The 25,786-nt window shown below is 58.5% G+C and carries 22 protein-coding genes; 10 read left to right on the plus strand and 12 right to left on the minus strand.

Annotated elements, in window-relative coordinates; genetic code table 11:
* Positions 1-73 precede the first annotated feature (73 nt).
* From trkA to AC2FLA_RS08890, 5 genes are all read left to right on the plus strand, one after another.
* On the plus strand, positions 74-1,450 hold the full coding sequence (gene trkA / locus AC2FLA_RS08870) for a Trk system potassium transporter TrkA (RefSeq protein ID WP_496721696.1): 1,377 nt from the start codon (positions 74-76) through the stop codon (positions 1,448-1,450).
* The gene (locus AC2FLA_RS08875) at positions 1,450-2,988 is read left to right on the plus strand and encodes a TrkH family potassium uptake protein (protein ID WP_496721697.1); all 1,539 of its coding nucleotides are present in this window, start codon (positions 1,450-1,452) and stop codon (positions 2,986-2,988) included. The genes trkA and AC2FLA_RS08875 overlap by 1 nt, the downstream gene beginning before the upstream one ends.
* 126 nt (positions 2,989-3,114) lie before the next feature.
* Positions 3,115-3,354 (plus strand): RNA chaperone Hfq, encoded by a 240-nt coding sequence (gene hfq / locus AC2FLA_RS08880; RefSeq protein ID WP_005982826.1) that lies wholly within the window; start codon positions 3,115-3,117, stop codon positions 3,352-3,354.
* On the plus strand, positions 3,354-4,625 hold the full coding sequence (gene hflX / locus AC2FLA_RS08885; protein ID WP_108858469.1) for a GTPase HflX: 1,272 nt from the start codon (positions 3,354-3,356) through the stop codon (positions 4,623-4,625). The genes hfq and hflX overlap by 1 nt, the downstream gene beginning before the upstream one ends.
* Before the next feature lie 18 nt (positions 4,626-4,643).
* Positions 4,644-4,928, plus strand: a complete 285-nt coding sequence (locus tag AC2FLA_RS08890) for a putative quinol monooxygenase (RefSeq protein WP_496721698.1) — start codon at positions 4,644-4,646, stop codon at positions 4,926-4,928.
* A gap of 12 nt (positions 4,929-4,940) precedes the next feature.
* Here AC2FLA_RS08890 and AC2FLA_RS08895 read toward each other — a convergent pair whose 3' ends face one another.
* The 4 genes from AC2FLA_RS08895 to hemB all read right to left on the minus strand — a co-directional run bounded on the left by AC2FLA_RS08895 (position 4,941) and on the right by hemB (position 9,793).
* The gene (locus tag AC2FLA_RS08895; RefSeq protein WP_496721699.1) at positions 4,941-5,336 is read right to left on the minus strand and encodes an SgcJ/EcaC family oxidoreductase; all 396 of its coding nucleotides are present in this window, start codon (positions 5,334-5,336) and stop codon (positions 4,941-4,943) included.
* Positions 5,337-5,444: 108 nt separating this feature from the next.
* A complete protein-coding gene (locus tag AC2FLA_RS08900; RefSeq protein ID WP_496721700.1) occupies positions 5,445-7,907 on the minus strand; it encodes a penicillin acylase family protein in 2,463 nt (820 codons plus the stop codon).
* A 172-nt stretch (positions 7,908-8,079) separates the two neighbouring features.
* Entirely contained in the window at positions 8,080-8,652 is a 573-nt protein-coding gene (locus AC2FLA_RS08905; RefSeq protein ID WP_113790146.1) for a lipid-binding SYLF domain-containing protein, read from the minus strand.
* Positions 8,653-8,794: 142 nt separating this feature from the next.
* Positions 8,795-9,793: a porphobilinogen synthase gene (gene hemB / locus AC2FLA_RS08910; RefSeq protein ID WP_496721701.1), complete on the minus strand. Its 999-nt coding sequence runs from the start codon at positions 9,791-9,793 to the stop codon at positions 8,795-8,797.
* A gap of 119 nt (positions 9,794-9,912) precedes the next feature.
* Between hemB and AC2FLA_RS08915 the strand changes: the two genes are divergently transcribed.
* Together AC2FLA_RS08915 and mfd are read left to right on the plus strand one after the other, a co-directional pair.
* Positions 9,913-10,440 (plus strand): component of SufBCD complex, encoded by a 528-nt coding sequence (locus AC2FLA_RS08915; protein WP_496721702.1) that lies wholly within the window; start codon positions 9,913-9,915, stop codon positions 10,438-10,440.
* A gap of 19 nt (positions 10,441-10,459) precedes the next feature.
* The gene (gene mfd, locus AC2FLA_RS08920; protein WP_496721703.1) at positions 10,460-13,918 is read left to right on the plus strand and encodes a transcription-repair coupling factor; all 3,459 of its coding nucleotides are present in this window, start codon (positions 10,460-10,462) and stop codon (positions 13,916-13,918) included.
* Here the strand turns inward: mfd and AC2FLA_RS08925 are convergent.
* The 5 genes from AC2FLA_RS08925 to AC2FLA_RS08945 form a co-directional block, all read right to left on the minus strand.
* Positions 13,915-14,571 (minus strand): SH3 domain-containing protein, encoded by a 657-nt coding sequence (locus tag AC2FLA_RS08925; protein WP_496721704.1) that lies wholly within the window; start codon positions 14,569-14,571, stop codon positions 13,915-13,917. The genes mfd and AC2FLA_RS08925 overlap by 4 nt on opposite strands.
* A complete protein-coding gene (locus AC2FLA_RS08930; RefSeq protein WP_496721705.1) occupies positions 14,568-16,232 on the minus strand; it encodes a tetratricopeptide repeat protein in 1,665 nt (554 codons plus the stop codon). Before AC2FLA_RS08930 ends, AC2FLA_RS08925 begins: the two co-directional genes overlap by 4 nt.
* A 57-nt stretch (positions 16,233-16,289) precedes the next feature.
* Positions 16,290-17,498 (minus strand): MFS transporter, encoded by a 1,209-nt coding sequence (locus AC2FLA_RS08935; RefSeq protein ID WP_496721706.1) that lies wholly within the window; start codon positions 17,496-17,498, stop codon positions 16,290-16,292.
* Between the two features lie 75 nt (positions 17,499-17,573).
* Positions 17,574-18,233: a DsbA family oxidoreductase gene (locus AC2FLA_RS08940; RefSeq protein WP_496721707.1), complete on the minus strand. Its 660-nt coding sequence runs from the start codon at positions 18,231-18,233 to the stop codon at positions 17,574-17,576.
* The gene (locus tag AC2FLA_RS08945; RefSeq protein WP_496721708.1) at positions 18,230-19,747 is read right to left on the minus strand and encodes a class I adenylate-forming enzyme family protein; all 1,518 of its coding nucleotides are present in this window, start codon (positions 19,745-19,747) and stop codon (positions 18,230-18,232) included. Before AC2FLA_RS08945 ends, AC2FLA_RS08940 begins: the two co-directional genes overlap by 4 nt.
* Before the next feature lie 65 nt (positions 19,748-19,812).
* Between AC2FLA_RS08945 and AC2FLA_RS08950 the strand changes: the two genes are divergently transcribed.
* Positions 19,813-20,436, plus strand: coding sequence for a helix-turn-helix domain-containing protein (locus AC2FLA_RS08950; RefSeq protein ID WP_058271780.1), 624 nt, complete (start codon positions 19,813-19,815; stop codon positions 20,434-20,436).
* Here the strand turns inward: AC2FLA_RS08950 and AC2FLA_RS08955 are convergent.
* Together AC2FLA_RS08955 and AC2FLA_RS08960 are read right to left on the minus strand one after the other, a co-directional pair.
* Complete coding sequence (locus tag AC2FLA_RS08955) at positions 20,425-20,661, minus strand: hypothetical protein (protein ID WP_058271932.1); 237 nt, start codon at positions 20,659-20,661, stop codon at positions 20,425-20,427. The genes AC2FLA_RS08950 and AC2FLA_RS08955 overlap by 12 nt on opposite strands.
* A gap of 469 nt (positions 20,662-21,130) precedes the next feature.
* Positions 21,131-22,945, minus strand: coding sequence for an extracellular solute-binding protein (locus AC2FLA_RS08960; RefSeq protein ID WP_496721709.1), 1,815 nt, complete (start codon positions 22,943-22,945; stop codon positions 21,131-21,133).
* A gap of 293 nt (positions 22,946-23,238) precedes the next feature.
* On the opposite strand from AC2FLA_RS08960, the gene AC2FLA_RS08965 reads away from it, so the two are divergent.
* Both AC2FLA_RS08965 and AC2FLA_RS08970 read left to right on the plus strand, forming a co-directional pair.
* Positions 23,239-24,012 carry a 3-hydroxybutyrate dehydrogenase gene (locus AC2FLA_RS08965; RefSeq protein WP_113790154.1) on the plus strand — a complete coding sequence of 258 codons (774 nt, stop codon included), beginning with the start codon at positions 23,239-23,241 and terminating at the stop codon, positions 24,010-24,012.
* A gap of 61 nt (positions 24,013-24,073) precedes the next feature.
* A complete protein-coding gene (locus AC2FLA_RS08970) occupies positions 24,074-25,102 on the plus strand; it encodes a patatin-like phospholipase family protein (protein ID WP_496721710.1) in 1,029 nt (342 codons plus the stop codon).
* On the opposite strand, the gene AC2FLA_RS08975 is transcribed toward AC2FLA_RS08970, so the two are convergent.
* Complete coding sequence (locus tag AC2FLA_RS08975) at positions 25,103-25,780, minus strand: DUF502 domain-containing protein (RefSeq protein WP_113790156.1); 678 nt, start codon at positions 25,778-25,780, stop codon at positions 25,103-25,105.
* Between the last annotated feature and the right edge of the window lie 6 nt (positions 25,781-25,786).

The raw sequence follows: 25,786 nt of genomic DNA on the forward strand, positions 1-25,786 counted from the left end.
TCTGAATGACAATTCAATTGACCGCTATAGGGGCATCTGTCATTCAAGGATTTCAGGCAGAAGGGCCAGAAACATGAAGGTCATCATATGCGGTGCCGGCCAGGTCGGCTGGCAGATCGCACGTCACTTGTCGGGCGAACTGAATGACGTAACGGTGGTGGACAACAATCCCGATCTGGTGCGCCGGGCGACGGAAACGCTGGATGTTCAGGGGATTGCCGGATTTGCCAGCTATCCTGACGTGCTGGAACGGGCAGGCGCGCGTGATGCCGATATGATCATCGCAGCGACCCATTCGGACGAGGTGAATATGGTCACCTGTCAGATGGCGCATTCGATCTTTTCCATCCAGCGCAAGATCGCGCGGTTGCGGGCGAAATCGTATTTGCAGGCGATCCATTCAGATTTGTTCCGTCGTGACCACTTGCCCATCGATGTCGTGATCAGCCCCGAACGCGAAGTGGCGGCAGCCGCCATGCGCCGCCTTTCGGCCCCGTCCGCCTTTGATACTGAGATGTTCATGGATGGGCAGGCGCAACTTCTGGGCATCCGTATCGACGAAGATTGCCCCGTCGTGAACACACCTCTGCGGCAGCTCACGGACCTGTTTTCGACGCTCAGCTCAATCGTTGTCGGTGTTCGGCGCGATGGCACGCTGTTTGCGCCTGAATCCGAAGATCAGCTGTTTGTCGGCGACGAATGCTATGTCTTTACCAATGTCAAAGACGTGGACCGCACGATGGAGGTTTTCGGCAAGACCCACAAAAAGCAGGATCGCGTGGTAATTGTGGGCGGCGGAAATGTCGGTCTGGAAGTTGCCCGAACGCTGGAAGAACGTGAAAGCCGTGTGCGTGCCAAGGTGATCGAGCGTGATCGCCAAAGCGCTGAAATAGCCGCCGAAACATTGGAACGGACGATTGTCCTGAATGGCGACGGGCTGGATGCCGCCTTGTTGCGCGAGGCCGGGATCGAACGCGCCGACGCAATGCTGGCGGTCACCGATGACGACCGCGCCAACATGCTGGCTGCGGTACGGGCCAAGGCCGAAGGTTGTGCCTTGGCGATTGCCTTGATCAATGATCCAAGCATGGTGGCCCTGATGGGGCCACTGGGAATCGACGCCTACATAAACCCGCGTGCAACCACTGTCAGCTCGATCCTGCGCCATATTCGCCACGGGCGGGTGCGGCAGGTCTATTCTATCGGGGATGCCGAGGCAGAAGTGATCGAGGCCGAGGTGCTGTCGACCTCACCCATGGCCGGGCAGAAGCTGCGGGATATCGATTTTCCCGAAGGTGTTCTGGTAGGTGCCGTACGAAAAGGCGATGAGCTTTTGCGCCCGACAGGCAGCCTGCGGATCGATGAAAAGGACGTGGTGGCGATCTTTGCGATGGCCAAGGACGTGCCCGAGGTCGAGCGCCTTATGCAGGTTTCAATCGATTTCTTCTGATGGTGCGCGCTCTGAGACAACAGATCACTTTGATACAGCGGTTGCCGCTGTTTCTGTTGATCTGGGGAATCGCCGCGCTGTCGATGTGGGTTCCGGCGATTTACGCGCTGGCCTTGGATGATCACGACACGTCGCGATCGTTTTTCTATTCCGGTCTTCTGGGAATGTTCGTGGTGTCCACGATTGCTGTGGCAGCATCAAACCGCGTGCCGCGACGTGGGACGCTGGGGCAACTGGCCGTGTTGCTGGGCTGTTTTACCGTTTTGCCGCTGTTTCTGGCAATTCCGCTGCATGATGCCTTGGGCACCACCACCTTTTTGAATGCGTATTTTGATATGGTCAGTGCTGTGACCACCACCGGTGCAGATCTGTTTCCGGACCCGGATCGCCTGACCGCACCGCTGCACCTGTGGCGTGCTTTGGTCGGCTGGATGGGTGGCTTGCTAATGTGGATTGCTGCGGCGGCAATTCTGGCGCCCTTGTCGCTGGGTGGGTTCGAGATTACGGCGCGCGGCCAGCCCGGTCGCCCGGTGTCGGGCGTCGCACAAAGCGAAGAGGTCGACCCCCGCGGCCGTCTGATCCGTGTGACCCGGACCTTGACACCAGTCTATACCGGTCTGACCGCAACCATATGGATCCTGCTGCTGATCGCCGGAGAAAACGGTTTGACTGCCGTGTGTCACGCCATGTCAACCATGGCCACGTCGGGGATATCTCCGGTTGGCGGGCTGGAGGGGGCGCAGGCTGGAATAACGGGCGAGGCGATCCTGTTTCTGTTCCTGTTCTTCGCCTTGTCGCGGCTGACGTTTTCGACCGATACGGCAACAACAGGCTATTCCCGGCTGGACCAAGACCCCGAATTCCGGATTGGCCTGATGATTGTGGGTGTCGTCGCGGCATTGTTGTTTGCGCGCGTTTGGGCCGGTGTTCTGGAAATCGGCAATCAATTGGAACCGCTTCAAGCACTCAGCGTGATCTGGGGTATGATCTTTACGGCGTTGTCTTTCCTGACCACAGCCGGATTCGAAAGCGCCAACTGGAACGATGCGCAGCAATTGTCCGGCCTTGGCACCCCCGGGCTGATCCTGATGGGTCTTGCCCTGATCGGAGGAGGGGTGGCCACAACGGCGGGCGGGGTCAAACTGTTGCGGGTCTTTGCCCTGTACCTCAATGGCGCGCGCGAGATTGATCGGTTGATCTATCCCTCATCCGTTAGTGGCATTGGCGGCGGAAACCGACGCATTCAAAGCGACGGGGCCTTTATCGCCTGGATCTTCCTGATGATGTTCGCCTTGACCGCAGCACTGTTCAATCTGTTGCTGGCCGCGATGGGCTCGGGGTTTGAACAGGCGATGGTCCTCAGCGTTGCCGCGCTCAGCACCACCGGGCCGCTGATCGAACTGGCCACTGATGTTCCCATCCGTCTGGTCGATTTGCCCTGGGGCGCAAAGCTGACCATGTGTGCGGCGATGGTGATCGGGCGACTGGAAACATTGGCGATCATTGCGCTGATTACGCCAACCCTCTGGCGAGACTAAGAATCCTCACCTTTGCCGACACCTTATTTTTCATCTGGAATATCGGTTAACGACACTCCATACTCTGCCAGAGGGAGCGCGTTGGTCCGCAGCGCGTAGCAAGAACAATGGCGAGATTATAATAATATGGCTTCGGACAGACAGAATCTGCAGGACGCGTTCCTGAATAATGTACGGAAAGCAAAGGTCCCGGTCACAATTTTCCTGATCAACGGTGTGAAATTGCAGGGTGTCATCACCTGGTTCGACAATTTCTGCGTATTGTTGCGCCGCGACGGACAGTCGCAGCTGGTCTACAAACACGCAATTTCAACGATCATGCCGTCGCAGCCGATCAACCTGTATGAGGGCGAAGACGCCTCTTGATGGAACATGACAGGACGCGCACCCGGGCTTGGGTGCTGCATCCGGAAATCAAATCAGATGAACAGCGCCGTGTCCCTGGACCGGCGCTGGAAGAGGCGGTGGCGCTGGCTGCCGCTTTGCCCGATCTGGATGTGATCGGGTCCGATATTGTGCGTCTGCCACGTGCCCAACCGGGGCTGTTGTTCGGGACCGGCAAGATCGAGGAGCTGGGCGAACGGTTTCATGACGCCGAGGTCGAGCTGGTTCTGATCGATGGTCCCGTGACTCCAGTTCAGCAGCGCAATCTGGAAAAAGCGTGGAAGGTCAAGATCCTCGACCGAACCGGGTTGATTTTGGAGATTTTCAGCGACCGCGCTCGTACCCGTGAAGGTGTGCTGCAGGTCGAGATGGCCGCGCTCAGCTATCAGCGAACGCGTCTGGTTCGCGCCTGGACCCACCTTGAACGTCAGCGGGGCGGATTGGGGTTTGTCGGTGGTCCCGGTGAAACCCAGATCGAGGCTGACCGAAGGGCGATCGACGATCAGCTTGTGCGCCTGCGCCGTCAATTGCAGAAGGTAATCAAGACCCGAACTTTGCACCGCGCGGCACGGGCCAAGGTGCCGTATCCGATTGTTGCGTTGGTGGGCTATACGAACGCCGGTAAATCAACTTTGTTCAATCGCCTGACCGGGGCCGAAGTAATGGCAAAGGACATGCTGTTTGCCACGCTGGATCCGACCATGCGGCGGGTTGAACTGCCCGATGGTCCCGAGGTGATTCTGTCGGACACGGTGGGGTTCATTTCGAACTTGCCAACCGAACTGGTCGCGGCCTTCCGCGCCACACTCGAAGAGGTTCTGGGCGCAGATATCGTCGTGCATGTGCGCGACATCAGCCATGAAGACACCGAGGCACAAGCCCGGGATGTCGAAACCATTTTGACCTCGTTGGGTGTTGATGACGAACGCCCCCGGCTTGAGGTCTGGAACAAGATCGACCTGTTGAACGAAGATGAGCGCGAGGCCACGTTTGCCCGGGCCGACCGCGACCCGTCGATTTTTGCCATTTCCGCCGTTACGGGCGAAGGCATCGAACCTTTGTTGGCCGAGATCGCGGTTAATTTGCAGGGGGTTCGGCACGAAACGGTACTGACGCTGGCATTTGCCGAAGGCAACAAGCGTGCGTGGCTGTTCCGTCAGGATGTCGTTCAATCCGAAGAGCAGACGGATGACGGATTTCAGATCACCGTATTGTGGACCGACAAGCAGGCGGCGCAGTTCGCCGCGCTTTGATCGATAAGCGAGGTCACGATGGGAGAATCTAAGGTGGTTCTGCGTGGTCATATTTCCGTGCCTGCTGATCGGATCACGCAGGTGCGGGAGGCTTTGCCGGACCACATCGCCCTGACGCGGGCCGAGCCGGGGTGCATCTCATTCGACCTTACAGAAGACGCAGATTTTCCGGGTCGGTTCAACGTGCGCGAAATCTTTGAGAACCAAGCGGCCTTTGACGCCCATCAGACGCGAACGAAAGCCTCAAGTTGGTTCAAGGTGACCGAAGGCATTTCGCGCGACTACCGGATCACGCGGGTTTAGGCGGGGGGTCCGCTACTGCCCGTCAATCTGGCGCTGATAGTCGTCAGCATCGAACCAGAAAAGCGAAGATTGGACTTTGTTGTCATCGGTCAGCTCCCATTCTTCCCAACCACGCGTGACGATGTGGTGGCCGGATTCTGAGTGATGGCCTTCCAGCGTCCAGACAAAAATGGCGTGTGACCCGGCCCAACGCAGCATGTCGCAGCGCACTTCCAGATCCGGGAAGTCGGTGTGGAATCCGCGCGCCATGTCTGCAACGGCGGCACGGCCGACAGTTGGTTCACCCCGGTTGACCGTGATTTGCCCGTCGGGTGCAAAAAAGCTGGCAACCGCATCTGGGTCGCCCGAGCTCCATGCGATTGCGTAATCGCGTGCGAGATTGTTCATCATATCCCGAAAACTGGCCATCTGTACCCCCAAGGTCCCGAATTGTCGGCTTGCAGATCGTAGGCGAAAACACCTGCGCGCGTCCACGGCAGCTTGCAAAAGGGGCAAGGTCCTGCCGAAGCAGTGAAATCAGCGCGGGGTCAGGTTGGTTACGCCGACTGCTGCCGCGCGGGCCAGATCCATGTCCAGTGACATCGGGATGTACTCACCCCGCCGCCAAAGCTGGGCCTGATCGTCGTAGTAGCGCGACAGAAAGTGCCCCGACTGACCCGTTGCCGTGATAAAGACCGAACTGTTGGGATCGGCAAAATCATAGACACCGCGATATCCCGCACCGTGGACGTTTTGGAAAGGGTTGGGCCCTTCGCCCGATGTCCGCCCGCGCAGCAGGGTGTTGTCGCCGCCGCTGGTGGATTGGCGGATGTTGACGAAGAACCGCAGAACGGGAACCGTGCCCAGAACCGGGTGGTCATGCGTGGCCTGATGGGCATCTCCCCAGCGCAGCGATTCCAGCGAACCACCGTATTTCTCGCTGATCCAGATCAGCGCATCATCCAGCGCCAACCGCGCCATGTCAGTGCATGTTTCTACCGGCGCGCTCTGGCGCACGTCGCACCAGACCGAGGCGCCGTCGATATCGCGGTACACCCGTTCGATAAACAGCGGTTCAACATGTTTGTATTCGGCCGCCAGCGGCCCCAGCTCGTCCGAGATCAGCCGGATCTGCAGTGCACGCAACCATGCAGCATAGATCAGCGGTTCAGGCAGGTGCTCGTTCATCTCACCGTTCCACTCGGCCAGCAGGGCCAGCGCGACCTGACGACGGCGTTCCGGTGTGCCCTCGGGCGCAGAGGCTCCGGTAAACCAAAGATCGGCGCCGATCAGCGGCAGAAGCGAGCGGGCGGTAAAGCTGACGGTATCAAGCTGCGCCTCGATAAAGCTGTCGCGGGTGTGAACCTCGCGCGATTGCATCAGGCGTTCCCAACGGTGCACGCGCTGCGTATCGCCCCATTCATACGAGACATGATTGGGGAAAGGGCGGTCGATGATCTTGTTGTTTGTATTGCCCAGAATCCCGCCTGCTGGTGTCACGAACTCGGGGTTGTTTGCATAAGGCAAGCGGCCTTGCCACAGGTTCTCGGCCAACCAACCGGGCGTTGGGATACGGCCGCGGCTTTGGTTGCGAATGTCTCGGCCAGGCATTGCGCCGATCAGCTTCATGCCGATCGTGTCCTTGTCGACCAGCGACAGGTTTTGCGACGGCGCAATGAACAGTTCGGCCACGTCGATGGCTTCGCGCACACTGTCCGAATTCATTAATGCCATCGAAGCCGTCATCGACGTGTCGCGCGGGCTAAGTGCGGTCCAGGCCAATGAGGCAACGTGCCCGGGCGGGGTGATCGTTTCCAGATCGTAATGGCTACCGGGCAAGACGGGTCCGTTCTCGGTCCAGCGCAGAGTCAGGGTGATGGGGGCTTCGTCTTTGATCTCGATGATCGAGGGGCGCGAGCGAAACCGTTTGAAACCATCAGGCGACAGGTATTCTTCTGGGTTTTCCGGGTTCAGCTGTTCGATGTGAACATCCTGATCGTCCAGGTAAGACGACGTCAGACCCCAGCCCAACCTATCACTGCGGCCCGTCATGATCGCCGGAACGCCCGGAATGGTCGCGCCGATAACACCGCCTTTGGCAAGCTCAAGCCGCGCCAGGTACCAAATGCCGGGTGCGGTCAGGCCCAGATGGGGGTCATTGGCCAGCAGGGTGCCTCCGATCGCGGAACGCGAGGGCGCGGCCGACCACGCGTTAGACGCCCCGGCCAAGCCGCGTTTAGGGAATGGTGACAGCGGCGTGTCTGGCATTGGCGTGCCTTCGGCATATCGCGGCAGTTCTGGGAACAAAGACGCATATTCTGGCAGCGCCGCGATGCCCGCGCCTGGTACGTCTGGCAGGATATCGGCCAGCCGCTGCGGATCGTTCAGCATCAGGGATGTGCGAGCGCGCAGGACCTCATCTTTCAAATGGCCAGACAGTTGCAGGCTCATCAGTTTGATGATCGCAATGCTGTCGCCGGGCTGCCACGGCGAAACAGATGCGTTGAACAGAAACATCTCGGGCGCGCCGCGTCCCAATGCGTTCTCATTGATCTCATCCAGCCGGGCATTGACGCCTGCAGAATAAGCGCGCAGCGCAGCTTTGGTGTAATCGTCCTGCACCTCGACCGAGCGGTGGGCAAGACTGTACAGGTCAAACCGGCGCAAGAGCTTGTCGATGGTGACTGTGCGCTTGCCAAACACTTCGGATAAACGGCCCTGTGCAGTGCGTCGCATCACGGTCATCTGCCACAGGCGATCCTGCGCATGGGCATAGCCCAGGCCAAAGAACACGTCCGGGTCGCTTTCGGCCAGAATATGCGGAACATTGGCGGTGTCACGCACGATCTCGACCGGCGCACGCAGCCCGCTGACTTCGACGGTCTGGTCATAATCCGGCAGGGACTGGCTGGCCAGGAAGTAGACAAGACCCACAGCCGCAACGGCCAACAGGATCAGGCCCGTAGCAATCCGAACCAGCCAGCGAAAGACAAGACCCATGAACGCCCCATATCCCCATAAGAAATTATTGGCTGAACCCTACTGGAAGGACCGGGCAACCGAAAGAGGAACGCCGCGCGAACGTTGAGTTAACATGTTGAGATGAAAAACCCCGCCACATGGTTTTGAACATGTGGCGGGGTCCGTGGCAAAGGGGGGGTGGTATTCGGTATCAGGGGATAATGCGCGTGTACTTGGTGCCTTCGACGGTCGCGCCGAATTTCAGACCGGCCTGTCCGAAAACGGCGGCCAATACGGGCCTACGCAATTGGGTCGTGTCGGTTGAGAGCGAGTCGCCGGTGGCGTCGACGACATAGCCGATATCCGCACCCGCGGTCCAACCGCTGGAACGGCGGAAGTCATCTAGGGCGTCCTGCGTCATGAAGAACAGGACATGCGCATATTGTTGCGCGCCGATCTGCAGACCAGCACTGCCGGATAGGGCCGAGTAATAGTCGACCGTTGCGCCGTTGATGCGCAGCGCGCCCTGGCCATAGGCACCACCAAAGATGAACCCGGCCTCGGTGATCAGTGGCATCACCAGCATGCCGTCGGCTTTTTCGGCGATCTCGACGGTATTGGGGTACTTGCTGAACATTTCGTTCAGCGTCACGTTCACACGGGCGTCGATCTGGGCCGCATTGGAATTGCCTACACCGTTTCCGCATGCAGCGGTCAGTGTGAGCCCGGCCATGCCAAGCGCAAAGCCACGACGGTTTAGTCGGGGAGAGTTGGAACTGCTCATGTTTTTTTCTCTGTATAAACTGCCTGAAGTGTCGGGTGTTCCCGATCTTGTGTGCGAGAATACGCCGATTGCGTCCGTGTGTCACGGGAAAGCTGGTCCAACAGCGTTCACAATCGGCGAAAAGTCGCGACCGCCCGGGGTTTTAGCCCTGAAGGATGCGCGCGACCTGCGGTGCAAAGTAGGTCAGGATTCCGTCGCAGCCTGCGCGTTTGAAGGCCAGCAGGCTTTCCAGCATGACCATCTCACCATCAATCCAGCCGTTCTGCGCAGCTGCCTGTATCATCGCGTATTCACCGGACACCTGGTAGGCATAGGTTGGCGCGCCAAACGTGTCTTTCACGCGGCGGCAGATATCCAGATAGGGCATGCCCGGCTTGATCATCACCATGTCTGCGCCTTCGGTCAGGTCACGCTCGATCAGGCGCAGGGCCTCGTTCGAATTGGCGGGGTCCATCTGGTAGGTCTTCTTGTCTCCGGTCAGCGCACCTGACGCGCCCACCGCATCGCGGAAGGGGCCGTAGAATGCACTCGCATATTTAGCGGCATAGCTGAGGATCATCACGTTGTGGTGTCCCGCAGCCTCAAGCGCGCGGCGCATCGCGCCGATGCGGCCATCCATCATGTCCGAAGGGCCAATGATGTCGGCCCCGGCCTCGGCCTGCGCCAATGTCATCTTGACCAGCGCCTCGACGGTCTGATCGTTCACAATCTCGCCGTCGACAACATAGCCGTCATGGCCATTGATGTTATAGGGGTCCAGCGCCACATCGGTCATCACGGCGATATTGGGGGCAGCAGATTTGATCGCCCGAATGGCCCGGTTCGACAAGTTGTCGGGGTTCCACGCCTCAGCGCAATCTTCGGTTTTCAGGCTGGGATCAGTATAAGGAAAGATGCAGATCGCCGGGATGCCCATAGCCTGTGCCTCGACTGCGGCATTGGCGATCAGATCGACCGAGCGCCGCACAACGCCGGGCATCGAAGGTACGGGTTCTTCAATGCCTTCGCCATCGCGCACAAAAACCGGCCAGATCAGATCGTCTGTCGTCAGCGCGTTTTCCCGCACCAACCCACGAATGGCATCGGATTGGCGCGCCCGGCGAAATCGCGTAAGGGGGTAGGGGGCGATGGTCGGTTTCATGTCGCGCTCTCCTTGAATATTCGTGCATTGGGTGGCATGAATTCCCGATGGTCTCAAGGGTAACATTGGACGCGCCTGCGCGAAGAACGCCCCAAGGACAATGAACAAAGGGCTGTCGCGTGGATTTGCACTCTTCGATTTTCGAACTCATCGACATGCGCAGCTTTTCGAATCTGTGGTACTGGATTGTGCTGGCAGTGCTCTGGTCGTCGGCCAGTCACTGGGCGATGGGGGTTCCCTACGATCTGCTTGTGCGTGCCCGCCGTGTTGGCGGACAGTCCGAGCAGGACCTGCTGGATATCGTTCGGATCAACGGCAACAGGCTGCTTTACATTGTTGATATGTCTGGCCTTGTTATTCTTGCCTTATGCTGTTTCTTTTTTACCGGGCTAGCGATGCTGGGTTTCTACTATGGCATTGAATTTGCGCAGGCCGTGTTTTTGTTACTGTTCCCCGTGAGTTTGGTGATGCTGATCAACATTCGCGCCGCACGCAAGTTGCAGGGCATCGAGCCGATAGTCGAAAGCGTGGCGAAGATCCTTGTACGCTGCAGGATTTACACCCAGATCATTGGCATGATCTCAATTGTCATCACGTCACTTTGGGGTATGTACCAGAACGTCTCGATCGGCGTTCTCGGGGGATGAAAATCAGAAAGGCAAGGCGATGACAGCTCCGAACCATGTGACGGTTGGCGGCGCTCCCGAAGGGTTTGACGCACAGCTTGTTCTGAATGAGATCACGCGCGTTGGCGGGCCGGTCTGTCACGTCGCGCGTGATGACAAACGGATGGAGGCGATGCGGGCCGCACTGGCTTTCTTCGCCCCCGACATGCCGGTCTTTGTGTTTCCGGGGTGGGATTGTCTGCCATATGACCGGGTGTCGCCCAACGCCGACATAGCAGCGGCGCGTGTAGCGACTTTGGCGGCACTGGTGCATCAGATGCCGGATCGGTTTGTCCTGCTGACCACGCTGAACGCCGCGACCCAGCGTGTGCCTGCGCGGGATGTGCTGCGCGAAGCTGCCTTTACCGCCCGCGTGAACCATCGCGTCGACGAAACGGCGCTGCGGAACTTCCTTGTGCGCATGGGGTTCACGCAAAGTCCGACGGTGATGGAGCCGGGTGATTATGCGGTTCGCGGCGGAATCATCGACATTTTCCCACCGGGCGAATCCGGCCCCGTGCGTTTGGATCTGTTCGGAGACGTGCTGGACGGCGCGCGCCGGTTTGACCCGGTTTCGCAACGCACAACCGAAAAGCTGGACGTGGTGGAACTGGCCCCGGTTTCCGAGGTCATTCTGGATGACGCCGCCATAACTAGATTCCGCCAAAACTATCGTATCGAATTTGGCGCCGCGGGCACCGATGATCCGCTGTATGAGGCGATCAGTGCAGGGCGCAAACACCAAGGCATCGAACACTGGCTGCCATTCTTCCACGAAAAGCTGGAAACCCTGTTTGATTATCTGCCGGATGCGACGATCACAGTGGATGATCAGGTGACACCCACGCGGCTTGCCCGCTGGGATACAATTGCCGATCAGTATGAAACGCGGCGTCTGGCGCTGGAAAACCGCTCGCGCATGGACACGGTGTATAAGCCTACACCTCCCGGATTGCTCTATCTGGACGACGCCGCATGGGAGCAGGCGGTCGGGGACCGGCGGGTGATGCAGTTCAGCCCGCTGCCTCAGGCCAGCGGTCCCGGTGTGATCGATGCAGGCGGGCGGATTGGTCGCAATTTCGCACCAGAGCGGCAGCAGGAAAACATCAGCCTTTTTGGTGCTTTGGCAAGCCATATCACCGACAAGATGGCCAAGGGGCCCGTCTTGATTGCGTCGTACTCCGAAGGGGCACGAGAGCGCCTGACGGGGTTGATCGAGGATGAAGGCCTGGCCGAAGCCGTCCCTGTCACCGATGGCACCCGGATTGGCAAACGCGGATTGCATCTGGCTGTCTGGGCGCTTGAGCACGGGTTTGAAACGCCCGGTCTGACCGTGATCGCCGAGCAGGACGTGCTGGGTGACCGCCTCATCCGCCAGCCCAAGAAGCGCCGCAAGGCCGAGAATTTCCTGACCGAAACCCAATCGCTCAGCCCCGGTGATCTGGTGGTGCATGTCGACCACGGAATCGGGCGGTACATAGGGATGGAAGTGGTCACGGCGGCCGGTGCTGCGCATGAATGCCTGCTGCTGGAATATGCTGAACAGTCCAAGCTGTATCTGCCGGTCGAGAACATCGAGCTGCTGTCAAAGTACGGCCATGACGAAGGTCTGCTGGACCGCTTGGGTGGAGGTGCGTGGCAGGCAAAGAAAGCCAAGCTGAAAGAGCGCATTCGCGAGATGGCGGACAAGCTGATCCGTATCGCAGCCGAACGCGCTTTGCGCAAAGCTCCGGTCATGGATCCGCCGCCCCACGCGTGGGAGGAGTTCAGCGCGCGCTTTCCATATCAGGAAACCGATGATCAGTTGCGCGCGATTTCCGAGGTGATGGAGGACATGCATTCCGGCGCGCCGATGGATCGGTTGATTTGTGGTGACGTGGGCTTTGGCAAAACCGAGGTTGCCATGCGCGCGGCCTTTGTCGCCGCGATGTCCGGTGTTCAGGTGGCCGTGATCGCACCGACCACCTTGCTGGCCCGTCAGCATGCAGCCAGCTTCAAGGAACGGTTCCGTGGCTTTCCGTTGGAGGTGCGGCAGCTATCACGCTTTGTGTCCGCGAAAGATGCACAGCAGACCCGTGACGGTATGGCGCGCGGGACTGTCGACATCGTGATCGGCACCCATGCTTTACTGGCCAAGGGTATCCGGTTCAACAATCTGGGCCTGTTGATCATCGACGAAGAACAGCATTTTGGCGTCGGGCACAAGGAACGCCTTAAGCAGCTGCGCAGCGACATTCACGTTCTGACCCTGACCGCCACACCGATCCCGCGAACACTGCAACTGTCACTGACCGGGGTGCGCGATCTGTCGATCATCGGCACACCGCCGATCGACCGTCTGGCCATTCGTACCTATGTCAGCGAATTCGACGCGGTCACTGTCCGCGAGGCGCTGCTGCGCGAACACTATCGTGGCGGGCAGAGCTTCTATGTTGTTCCCCGTATCTCCGACCTGCCAGAGATCGAGGAGTTCCTGAAAGAACAGCTGCCCGAGCTGACTTATATGGTGGCGCATGGGCAGATGGCGGCGGGTGAACTCGACGACCGCATGAACGCCTTTTATGACGGTAAATACGACGTGCTGTTGGCGACGACGATTGTCGAAAGCGGGCTTGATATTCCCACCGCGAACACGATGGTCGTGCACCGGGCGGATATGTTCGGGCTGGCGCAGCTCTATCAGATTCGTGGTCGGGTAGGGCGGTCCAAAACCCGCGCCTATGCGTACCTGACCACCAAGCCGCGTCAGAAATTGACGACGACAGCCGAAAAACGCCTGCGGGTTCTGGGCTCACTGGATACACTCGGTGCCGGGTTCACGCTGGCGTCGCAGGATCTGGACATTCGTGGTGCGGGCAACTTGTTGGGTGAGGAACAATCTGGCCAGATGCGGGATGTCGGCTATGAGCTGTATCAATCGATGCTGGAAGAGGCGATTGCCAAGATCAAAGCCGGTGAGATGGAAGGGCTGTCGGAAGCCGACGACCAATGGGCGCCACAGATCAATCTGGGCGTGCCGGTTCTGATCCCCGACGATTACGTGCCCGATCTGGATGTGCGCCTTGGGCTTTATCGTCGCCTGTCATCGCTTTCGACCAAAGTCGAGCTGGAAGGTTTTGCCGCAGAACTGATTGACCGGTTCGGAACGCTACCGAAAGAGGTGAACACCCTGATGTTGGTCGTGCGCATCAAGGCGATGTGCAAGCGGGCAGGGATCGCCAAGCTGGATGGCGGGCCGAAAGGCGCGACAATCCAGTTCCACAACGACAAGTTCGCCTCGCCGGAGGGTTTGGTAGAGTTCATTCAGAACCAGCGCGGTTTGGCCAAGGTTAAGGACAACAAGATCGTCGTCAGACGCGATTGGAAGAAGGACAGCGACAAGATTAAAGGCGCATTCGCCATCGCCCGCGACCTGGCGGAAAAGGTCATGGCAGCGAAGAAGAAAAAGGCGAAAGCCTAGTCTCCGCTGACAAAGGTGCACAGCTGCCATTCGTCCGCATCCGATTTTACGAACGCGGCACGGTGGCCTGTCATGGGCCAGAGAAAGTCGCCGTGCATGAATCCCCGCGTGCCGTCGGTCAGCATCACCGGTTGATAGTCGGCACCGTCGCGATAGTTCGGGACGATGACGATCTCGTAGCTGATGAGGCTCAGCGCTGGGGAGCCCGGCTCGGCAGCTTGCCGAAGGGTCACGTCCTCTCCGGTCACAAAGTAGGCCACGTAAGGGTCCAATGAGGCAGGCAAAGTGATCTGCCATTGATGCGGCATCCAAAACTCACCCTCGTCGTCGAAATAGCCCGGTTGGGACAGGGTGGTTTCCAGATCGCTCCAATAGGCTTGGCGGATCTGATCTTCTTGAGTTTCGCTGGTTTCCGGGGCGAGGTATTCAAGGAATTCCCCGGGCCCGCCATTTCCGCCATGGCTGAGGTAGATGTCCGAGCAAGCGGCTGCGATCACGGCCTCGGTATCCCTTGCGGCCACGCTCGCCAACAAACTATCCCGAAAGGCCACGAGGGTAGGATCGCGGTCTGCTTCATCGACCGGCGTAAAAGACTGGCGGTCAGCCAGTGCCGGGCCGCAAATCACCAGCGACAGCAGTAGTGCGCGGATCATTCTGCGGCCTTCATCGCTGCCTGCGCGCAAAAACACGAGGCCCCGACGGCCCGGTCAGCGCGGGCAAGCGCCAGATCAAGACGTTGTTTGATCAGATTGATCTCGACTGTCTCACCGCGTGTTTTCAGACAATCATGCAAGCCCTTCAAACTCCAGACATTGTCGGGGTGGATTGAGGCGCGGCTCAGAGTGCCGCCAAGCCCTAGATCTTCGCGATACACTGCTTCGGCCTCGGGCACGTGGCCCTGTTCGTACAACAATGCACCAAGCGCGTGGCGCGCGGGTTGCATCCACCCCCATGGCTCGTCGTAGGGCAGCGTGTCGTCCAATTCGACCGAGCGCCTCAGATGGGCGAAAGCAGCGTCATAGTTGCCTTTGCGATACTCAATCTCTCCGCGCAGCATTTCGCGGGCGATGTCCAGCAAGTCGATCACGCGGTTGTTGTGCAGCAGCCGGGTTTCCGGAACCCGATCCTTGGCGGCAAGGAACAGTCGCTCTTCGGCCTCTGCTTCGGGCACCTCACCTGTGGCCGCATAGGCGATTGCACGTGCGTAATGGGTGGTTGCGGTGACAGTGCGGTAGAGATCCTGGTCGTCGGGCAGCGGTAGGGCTTTTGCCTCTTCCCACCGACCAAACCGGATCAGGATATGAGGCTCCATCGACATGTAGCTTTCGAAGAAATCCGCCATGGGCGGGCTTTCCGTTCGGAGCATCTCTTCGGGGGTGGTGTCCCAGATTCCTTGATTGGCACGCAGCGCGGGTTCCATTTGACCAAGGAACAGCGCGCCGTAGATGGCAAAGTGATAGTTGTGCTGGCGATAGCCTGTGTAGATGTTGAACGCGCCTTCGCGCTCATAATACTTCAAGTCAGCCTCGGTCGCCTTTTCATTCCAGTGGACGACGTTCTGATAGTGCCCGCACAGTACGTCGATATGGGTTGGCATATGTACCAAATGCCCCGCATCCGGGACCAATGTGCGCAACACGTCGCCAGCCTTCAGCGCCTTTTCCGGTGTTGGCGACATCTCCATCAGGTGGACATAGAGGTGCAACAGACCCGGATGCGACATCGCCGCCGGATCGTCTGCCATCGCGTCCTCCAGGGCTTTTTGCGCTTCCAGAGTCGCGGCGCCCTCAGCGGGTTTACCGGTTTTCAGGTCCCACATCTGCCAGGGGGTCAAGTTGAGCAGCGCCTCGACGTAGATGGTTCGCAGATCAAGGTGATCAGGCAATTCACCAAAGGCCGCCCGCATCGCGCCGGCGAAATCGTGGTCCCAGCAATGCATGTCGTCGACGGGATCGCGCTGTGGATACCGCGCGGGCAGGGCGCGGATCAGCGCCTGTTCCGTCGGGCTGCACCCTTCGGCCAAAGCCACGGCTTTCTGCGTGGCATCATAGGCCAGCGCCAGCGCCTTTCGCCGTCCACGGTCATCCAGCAGGTTCCAAGGCAGGTTGTAGTTTGGCCCTGCAGCATAAGCCACGCCCCAGTGGGCCATCGCGCAGCCAGGGTCAAATTCAAGCGCGCGCTGAAAGCACACAACCGCTTCGTCGTGGTTATAGCCGTAGGTCCAATTCAGCCCTCGGTCGAACCAGAGCTGTGCGTCTGTTGAAGCCGTCGTTATCGGACAGGAATATGCGCCAAGATCGTAATAGTCGCTCACTGAAAAACTCCACTCATATTGAGCAGAGGTTAGCCTGATTCATCGTTCCTGCACAGATCAGGCTGGCAGCCTGTTTTCGATCCGCCCCATATGCAGCATCAGGCCGAAGCCCGCGGCGCTCATGGCCAGGATGCCGACAGCCAGCGGGGTGATGGACCCGTTGAACATCTGCCCGATGGGGGCTGCAATCGCGGCAGCAAACACGGTCGAGATTGCCCCGATCACTGAGGCCGCCATACCCGCGATATGGCCCATAGGCTCCATCGCGATGGCGTTCAGATTGCCCATGGTCATGCCTGCCATAAAGAAGACCGCCGTTTGCCAGCTTACGAAAACTGCGAAGGACAGTGTGGGCGATAGGTCTGCCGCGTTCAGCGCGATGACAGCTGTGGTAAAGAGGACTTGCGCGCCCAACGCCCATGTCACGATCCGGCGCATGCCCAATTTGATAACAAGGGCCGCGTTTAACAGGCTGGCTGAGCCCGCCATCAACGCCACGAACCCGAACCAGAACGGAAAGCTGTCGGCACTGTCGTGGATGACATCGTAGACCGGTTGAACCATCGTCAGCATGGTGAACAACATGCCCAGACACAGTGTCTGAACCAAGATCGACAGTCGGACAGTTGGGTGAGTGAACATCTGGCGCGCGGCATCCAGTATAAGGGGCAGGCGAAGCGGGCGACGGTTCTCGACCGACAGGGGTTCCGGAAGGCGCAGGCCCATCCAGACGATGGTGATCAGTGAGAACAGGATGAATGAGGCAAAGATACCCCGCCATCCGGTCAGTGCGATCACGCCGGCCCCCAGCATTGGCGCAATTGCTGGGACCAGGGTGAAGATCATCATTGCAATCGACACAATGCGGGCCATCTCGCGACCCGAGTACAGGTCGCGAATAATCGCCATGGCCACCACGCGCGGGGCCGCACATCCGATTCCCTGGAAGATACGGGCGACCAATAGCATTTCGAGTGATGAACTGGCCCAGGCAGCCGCCGCTGCGATGATATACAGTGCCGATCCGACGTAGATCACTGGTTTGCGGCCAAAGGCGTCCGACAGCGGACCGGTGAAAAACGTGCCAATCCCCATGCCCAACACAAACGAGGTCAGGATCAGCTGGGCTTTGTTGATGTCGTCGGGACTAAGTTGCGCTCCGATATTTGGCAGCGCAGGCAACATGGAATCGATCGAAAACGCGATCGTCGCAAACATCATTGCGACCAGTGCTACGAACTCACCCCGTGACATGCGATTGGCCATAACGCCCTCCTGATCTGTTCGCGCTATCACGGCAAATCAGTTGGCGCTAGGTGTCAAATTGCACAGAGGTCTGTGCTAATTTGCAGGGGAAGCCTCAAGTTGAGACATGATTTCAGCAATTACTTTTTCCCACATTTCAGGGGGTTGCGCCCCAGGGACGGCATGTTGATTGGCGACGATGAATGTTGGGACAGAGCTGACGCCCATCTGCCTGGAATGGCTGTCACGGTTGCTGATATCCTCGCGGTCCGCGTCGGATTTCAGCAGTTTTAGAACGACTGCTGCGTCCATTCCCGCATTGTCAGCAATATCCGCCAGAACCTCATGATCGCCGATGTCGCGGGCCTGCACGAAATAGGCATCGAACAAGGCATCGACCACGGCATTCTGTTTGCCTTCAATCCCGGCCCAATGGATCAGGCGGTGGGCATCCAGTGTGTTGGGCGTGCGCTCCATACCTTCGAAGTCGATCTTAAGGCCTGCGTTCTCGGCATGATCAACAACCGGAGCATAGGCCCGCACCGCACCGTCCTTGCCCCCGAACTTGCGTTCGAGATATTCGCGGCGATCCATCCCGGCATTCGGCATGTCGGGGTTCAACTGGAACGGATGCCATTCGATCACAAACGGATGGTCCGGGATCGCCGCTAGCGCCTTGTCCAGATGGGTTTTGCCGATATAGCACCACGGGCAGATCGGGTCGGACATGATATCAAGCTTGACGGTCTCGGTCATGGGTTGGTCGCCTTGAAATAGGCCGGCAGCGCCCGGCGCAGAAGTTTCCCGTTCCCGCCGGTGGGCAGTTCAGGCAGATGGATAAAGGCGCGCGGTTGCTTATAGCGCGCCAGATTTGCCTCGACATAAGTACGCAGGGCGTCGTCGTCCAGCTTTTCCGGTCCTGTATAGAAGGCTGCTATCACAAATGTGTCTTGTTTGACCTCGACTGCCGCAGCCCCGACCTGTGCGATGCCGGGGTATCGGGACAGCGCCGCCTCGACCTCAACCGGTGACACCCTATAGCCGCCCGCATTCATCATATCATCATCGCGACCCAGATAGGTGATCTGGCCATCCACGGCCATGGCCCCTTGATCGCCGGTCAGGAACCAGTCGTCCTGCATCCGGGCTTCGGCCTCGTCGGGGGCATTGAGATAGGTCAGCATCAGGCCGGGGTCAGACCTGTGTACGGCAATGGTGCCTTCCTGACCCTGAGGTACGGGACCATCAGGTCCCAGAATGGCCACACGGCGGCCAGGCTGCGGCTGGCCCAATGCATCGGACCGCGCTGGATGCGCCGGGCTGGACGAAATGAAAGTCGAGCACTCGGACATGCCATAAGCTTCGTAGAGTTCAGTGCCGGTCGCTTGCGCCCACTGTTCGTGCAGATGCCGCGACAGTTTTTCTCCGGCGCATAACCCATGCCGCAATTCCGGCAGGTCGAGGTCGTCTGTTGAGCTCACCACCTTACGGAATACGCCAGGTGCTGCAGCAAAGATGGTGGCCTGATGATGGCGCAGCAGGGCAGGTAGAGCGTCCAGATCGGTGCCCGGCGCGGGGATAAGAGCCGTTGCGCCAATGGTCCAGGGATCCATCAGACCGGTGCCCAAGGTATAGGTCCAGTTGAACGCGCCCGCGTGACACAGGCGATCGGTTTCACGCAGCCCGTACCAGCCATCCACCATCATCTGACGCGCCCAGATGGCACGATGGGCATGGGCCACAGCCCTCGGTTTTCCCGACGTGCCCGAAGTATAGACGACATAGGCCATCCGTTCCGGGTCACCCATTTGATACTCAGCAGCAGGCAGATCACGCATTCCGGCCAAATCGAATAGGTCAATCTGAACCGGGTGCGCGGCGCACGCAACCTGTGGATCACGCAGAATGGCGGCAGGCTTGAGGTCCTTGATCATGCGCTCTGTTTCCGGCTCGGTCAGCTGCGATGATGTTGGGACCGGGATGATGCCGACAGCAATCGCTCCGAGATAGGCAATCGGGAAATCGACCGTGTTCCCAAGCCGCATCAACGCGATATCGCCGGGCTTCAAACCGGCATTCAACAGCCCTGTGCCAGTGCCCAGAATGGCCTGCTGCAACTCGCGATACGTCCAATTCCTGGCATCCGTGGAGCCCACCACAGACAGGGCGGTCTTGTCCGAAAGCCTGTCTGCACAGCGCAGTACATGCGCTGCCAGATTGAACGGAGACGGGCAGGCCGGCGGCGGCCCCTGATCAAAAATAGAAAGCATGGCAACTGGCTAGCGCGACCACTGCTGCGTTGCAAGCGCGACAGGCTGCGCCTATAGAATGACGCATGAGCACCCAAGACCAGACATCTTTGATCCGCATTGCCCGGGACTCGGGCGAACATACGGAAGTTGAACCATTGGACCTCGGAGCGCGTGTGCGCGAGCTGCGGAAAGCGCGGAAATGGACGCTTGAACAGGCGGCCACGCAGGCCGGTCTGGCGCGTTCAACGCTCAGCAAGATCGAAAACGGTCAGATGTCGCCCACCTATGACGCGCTGAAAAAGCTCGCGACCGGTCTTGAGATTTCGGTGCCGCAGCTGTTTACGGCGCCACAGCGGGACCAGGTGATCGGTCGGATGGCCGTGACGCGCATGGGCGAAGGGTCTGCCCATCCCACAACCACCTATGAACATGAACTGCTGGCCGAAACGCTGACAAAAAAGCAGATGTTGCCCTATCGGGCCCGTGTCCGCGCGCGGTCAATGGATGAGTTCGACGGCTGGGTCCGCCACGACGGAGAAGAGTTCTTGTATGTCCTGACGGGTGTTGTGCGCCTTTATACCGAGTTTTATGAACCAGTCGAAATGCGCCGCGGCGACAGCGCCTATTACGACGGGAGCATGGGTCACAATGTAATCTCGGTCAGCGACGAAGATGCAATGATCCTGTGGGTGACATCACTTACTTAACGACCGGCTGAATTCCCGGTTCAAACCTTCCGTGAACAAAAAGTCCTCAAGCTCTTCGTGGGCTTCGTTCATGGTCAGTTGATGGCGTTCAGCCAGATACGCTTCGAAACATTTGCGGTCTTGGCTTAACCGCACCATGTCCTGATCCCGCAGGTTTGGAAAGCGCCGTTTGGCGCGGGTATACATTGCACTCCAGTCTTGCGTCAGATCGGTCCATTTCAACATTAGACAGCTTTCCGTATTCATGGTTTCAAACCGCTCGTCCCAAGAACCAGCGTACGTATGTGATGGGGGCGTTCGGGCATGACAAAATGTCGCACCCGGGGTCGGGTGGCGGATTGATTTTTGGCGGGGTCGAAAGTGCCCGTTGCAGCCTATCCGCAACGGGCAGACGGACCTGATTTTTGAGTGAGTGGAGGCCGGTCCGTAGATTCGATGTGCTGCGCACCGGACGAAGAGTTACGTTTTGAATTTCAAAGCAATAATCAATTCGTGCAGCGCACTGCAGTATATGTACAAGCTATATCGCCAAAGCCCGTTCAGTAAAGCTTTTTGTGTGAGTTTTTTAAGGGTACACTTGACGTTGGGGCAATTTCAACATGTTGGCGTGGCAAAAATTCGGCACGCAATATGCGGTGCCCATAGGCTGTGCGCCGATTTCCGCCCACGTCCTTTAGGTGCCGCGCGTGACCCGTTACTGTTCGTACCACCAAACCTGCGGCATGTACTCCGGCCCATCGCCATAGATCGGCAAGCTTTCAGGCTGCTTGAGTTCCTTGGCGTGGGCGATCCGGCCCACATCAAAGTTCCAGATCGGAATGACATAGCGCCCGGCGGTCAACACACGATCAAGCGCGCGCGTTGCAGCGACGAAATCCTCATGACTTTCCGAGGCCAGCATGGCGTCAATCATTCCGTCCACAGCGGGTGAAGCCACCCCCATCAAATTGCGCGTGCCCGGAGTATTCGCGTTTTCGCTGCCCCAGTACAGGCGCTGCTCGTTGCCGGGTGACAGGGACAATGCACGACGGAAATAGGTCATGTCGAAATCCAGAGCCGACGTTCGGCTTGTAAACTGGGCGCTGTCGACCTGTTCGGTGTTCACAGCGATGCCAAGGCGCTCGAGCGCGCGCGTGTAGATCTCGATTGCCGTTTCGCTTTCGGTGTCGCCCTGTTGCAGCAACACGGTCAGGGTAAAGGCATCGCCGTTTTCGTTACGCAGCACGCCGTCCTGGATGGTCCAGCCCGCCTCAGCCAACAGTTTGGTTGCAGCGCGGATGTTTGAGCGGTTGCGGGCCGATCCGTCACTTTCCGGCAAGGTGTAGCCTTCAAGCGTTCCGGGGGGCAGGTCGTCCTTGAATTCCAATAGCAGCTCTTCGACGCGACCACTTGCCGGGCCGGGCTGCATCGCCAGGTCCGAGCCCGAGAAATAGGATGAGATACGCGGCTGCGCGTTGCCGGTAATCGTGTCGTTGATGAATTCGAAATTGAACGCCAGCATCAGCGCCTCGCGGACACGCCAGTCGGCAAACGGCGCTTTGCGGGTGTTCATGACAAACCCGGTCATGCCCGAAGGCTTGCCGTGCGGGATCTCGGTCTTGACCACATCGCCGCGTTGGACGGCCGGGAAATTGTATTGATTGGCCCATTTGTCGGCATTGAATTCACGTACCGCAGTCAGTTCACCGGCTTTGAAAGCCTCGAACAGAACAGTGCCGTCGCCGTAGAACTCGATCCGCATTTCGTCCAAATTCATGGTGCCTTTACGGAAGGGGATATCAGTGCCCCAATAGTCCGGGTTCCGCTTGAGGTTCACGTATCTACCGGCCTCATAGCTGTCGACGATGTAGGGCCCGGTTCCGACCGGAATGTCATGCAACCCGGCATTGGCAAAATCTTTCCCTTCCCACTGGGCTTTCTGCAGGATCGGGCGCAGGCCTGCGATCAGGGCAAGCTCGCGGTCGGGTTCGTTGAAGGTGATGCGCACCGTGCGGGGACCGGTCTGTTCGATACTGTCGATCTTGCCCCACAACCCGCGATATCGCAGGTGGCCTTCGGTGCCCAAAGTCTCATACGACCAGATGACATCATCCACTGTGACTGGTGTACCATCCGAGAATTCGGCGTTCTCACGCAGGGTGAATTCGACCCAGGACCGGTCCGGCGCGGTCTCAACTGATTCGGCTAACAGCCCGTAAAGAGTGAAAGGTTCGTCCCAGGATCGACCCATCAGGCCCTCATGGGTCCAAAATCGCAATTGCCAGGGCGAGCTGCCTTTTTGCACGAACGGGTTCAAACTGTTATAGCCGCCCGTATTTCCGAACACGACTTTCCCGCCTTTTGGCGCGTCCGGATTTGCGTAGGGCAGGGACACAAAATCCGGTGGTAGGGCCGGGTCACCATACATAGCTATGCCATGGGTCGATTCTGCATAAGCAATTGACGTGCTCAAAAGTGCAGTGATTCCCGCGATCAATGGACGAACGGGGCGTAGAAAATCGGGGCTCATTTTGGAAACAATCCTGCTCTGGCCTTATTTTGTTGGGATTCATCGTAGCTATGATTTTTCTTGTTTTCAAACTTTTAGCTTGGACGAACACAAGAAATTGCTTATAAAGGACGCACTGCTCGATAGGTTTCTTGCCTGTATGAAACCTGCCTCAATAACTTAACGCCCGCTTCGTGCGGGCGTTTTTTTTGTTCGGATCTGACGTAGGTTGCGCCGCCCGAATGTTTCCCCGTTTTCTTTGCAGTTGCAGCATGGCACTGTGTCGCCAAAGTTGACTTTGTGGGAGTTCGGCCATGAGCCTTTCGGGAAAAACAGCCATCATCACCGGATCCAATTCAGGGATCGGATTGGGCGTCGCGCGCGAGCTGGCGAAGGCCGGGGCCAACGTTGTGCTGAATTCCTTTACTGACCGCGATGAAGATCATGCGCTGGCCGCCGAGATTTCGAAAGAGACTGGTACCAGCGCACGCTATATCAAGGCAGACATGTCTAAAGGTGAAGAATGCCGCGCGCTGATCGAAAAGGCGGGGGCATGTGATATTCTGGTGAACAACGCGGGCATTCAGCATGTCGCGCCGGTTGATCAGTTTCCGGTCGAAAAGTGGGATGCGATCATCGCGATCAACATGAACTCGACTTTTCATACGATGGCCGCCGCGCTGCCAATGATGCGCAAGGCCGGGTGGGGACGTATTGTGAATATCGCCTCGGCACACGGGTTGACGGCATCCCCGTTCAAGGCGGCCTATGTCGCGGCAAAACACGGCGTGGTTGGTATGACCAAAACCGTGGCGCTGGAGACTGCGCAGGAGCCGATCACATGCAACGCGATCTGCCCGGGATACGTCCTGACACCATTGGTCGAAGCACAGATCCCGGGCACCATGAAGGAATACAACATGAGCCGTGAAGACGTGATCAAGAACGTGATGCTTGAACGGCAACCTTCGAAAGAATTCGCCACGGTCGAGCAATTGGGTGGCACCGCGATCTTCCTGTGCTCGGATGCGGCAGCACAGATCACCGGGACCACGATCTCGGTCGATGGCGGTTGGACAGCGTTGTGAGGTTTCACGGGGGCGCTGCCCCCATACCCCCGGAGTATTTTGGAAAAGATGAAGGGGCGGGATGGTGAAACGGATCAATCTGGCATTGCAGGGTGGCGGCGCGCACGGTGCCTTTACCTGGGGCGTTCTGGACAGGTTGCTGGACGAAGAGGATATCGAGGTCGCAGCCATCACTGGGACCTCGGCCGGGGCGCTGAATGGCGCCGCGTTCAAATCCGGGATGGTGCACAACGGACGCGACGGCGCGCGGGCCTGTCTGGACGGGCTATGGGCACGGATGGGTGCGGTGGGGGATATGCGCCTTGCTAACTGGATGCAGGCGCTAGAGCCTGCGCAGATTGCCCAGTCGATGGAGTATTCACTGCCATTCTCGATTGGTGATGCCTGGTCGCGGATGGTGTCGCCTTATGCCTATGGTCCTTTCTACCGAAATCCCCTGGAACCGGTTGTGGATCGGTTCAACTTTGATGAGATTTGCACTGATCAGGGACCCCAATTGTTTGTTTGCGCGACCTGTGTGCGCAGCGGCAAGATCCGGGTGTTCACTGGGGATGAGATTTCCACGGATGCCATCCTGGCCTCGGCCTGTCTGCCGAGCCTTTTTCAGGCCGTCGAGATATTTGACCCCAGCTCGGGCCGGACCGAGGCGTATTGGGATGGTGGTTACACTGGAAACCCGGCGCTTTATCCTTTGTTTAACAGTGATTTGCCTGAAGACGTCGTGGTCGTGAACATCAACCCGCTTGAGCGTGATGAGGTGCCGAAAACTCCGCAGCAGATCCAGAATCGGATCAACGAGATCAGCTTTAACTCATCCCTGTTTCGCGAGCTGCGGGCGATCAATTTTGTTCAGCGTCTGTTGGCGGACGGCAAGCTGACGGCCGGAGAGATGAGCCGCGTATTTGTCCACATGATCGCGGATGACGAATTGATGAACGATTTGTCCGTGGCAACCAAGACGGTTCCCAACCCTGTGATACTGCATAAACTGAAGGACGCCGGGCGCGCCGCGGCACATCGGTTCATTGGCGATCACAAAGCTGATCTTGGCACACGCAGTACCGTCGACCTGCCCGAGATGTTTGGTTGATCACTCCGGCGGCTGCGTCGGGTCTTTTTCGTTGGGGTAAACAAGGCCTGCGGAAATCACCAGTTTCGCAGCGTCCTCGATTGTCATATCCAGCAGGATCACGTCCTCGGCCGGGAAGAACAAAAGGAAGCCCGAGGTGGGGTTGGGCGTGGTCGGAACAAAAACGCCCAGAAGTTCACCCCCGGTTTCCGCCCGCTCGCTGACCTCGCCTTTTGCTGCGGTGGACACGAAACCGATCGCCCAGATGCCGCGGCGTGGGTATTGGATCAAGCAGGCTTTTTCGAACGACCGTTCAGTTTGGGCAAACACCGTTTCCGAGATCTGCTTGATCCCGGAATAGACAGACCGGACAACGGGCATCCGGCTGACAAGGCTTTCGGCAATTTGTATCAGGGACCGGCCCAGAATACCTTTGGCGATCCATCCGACCAGAACAGTGAAGATCAGGAAGATGACAACGCCGACGCCGCGCAGGTTGATGCCAACGTATTCCTGCGGCTGGAACCGTTGTGGAATTATGGGCAGTACCGCACTGTCGATCCAGCCGACCACGGACCAGATCAGCCAGATGGTCAGCCAAACCGGCGCAATCACGACGATGCCCGTCAGGAAAGACGCGCGCAGTCGCGAAAACAGGCCCGGGCGGCGTTGTGGTTCTTCGTCAAATGGCGTGTTCATTGCGGT

The organism is Ruegeria sp. CDSA033 (assembly GCF_059612305.1).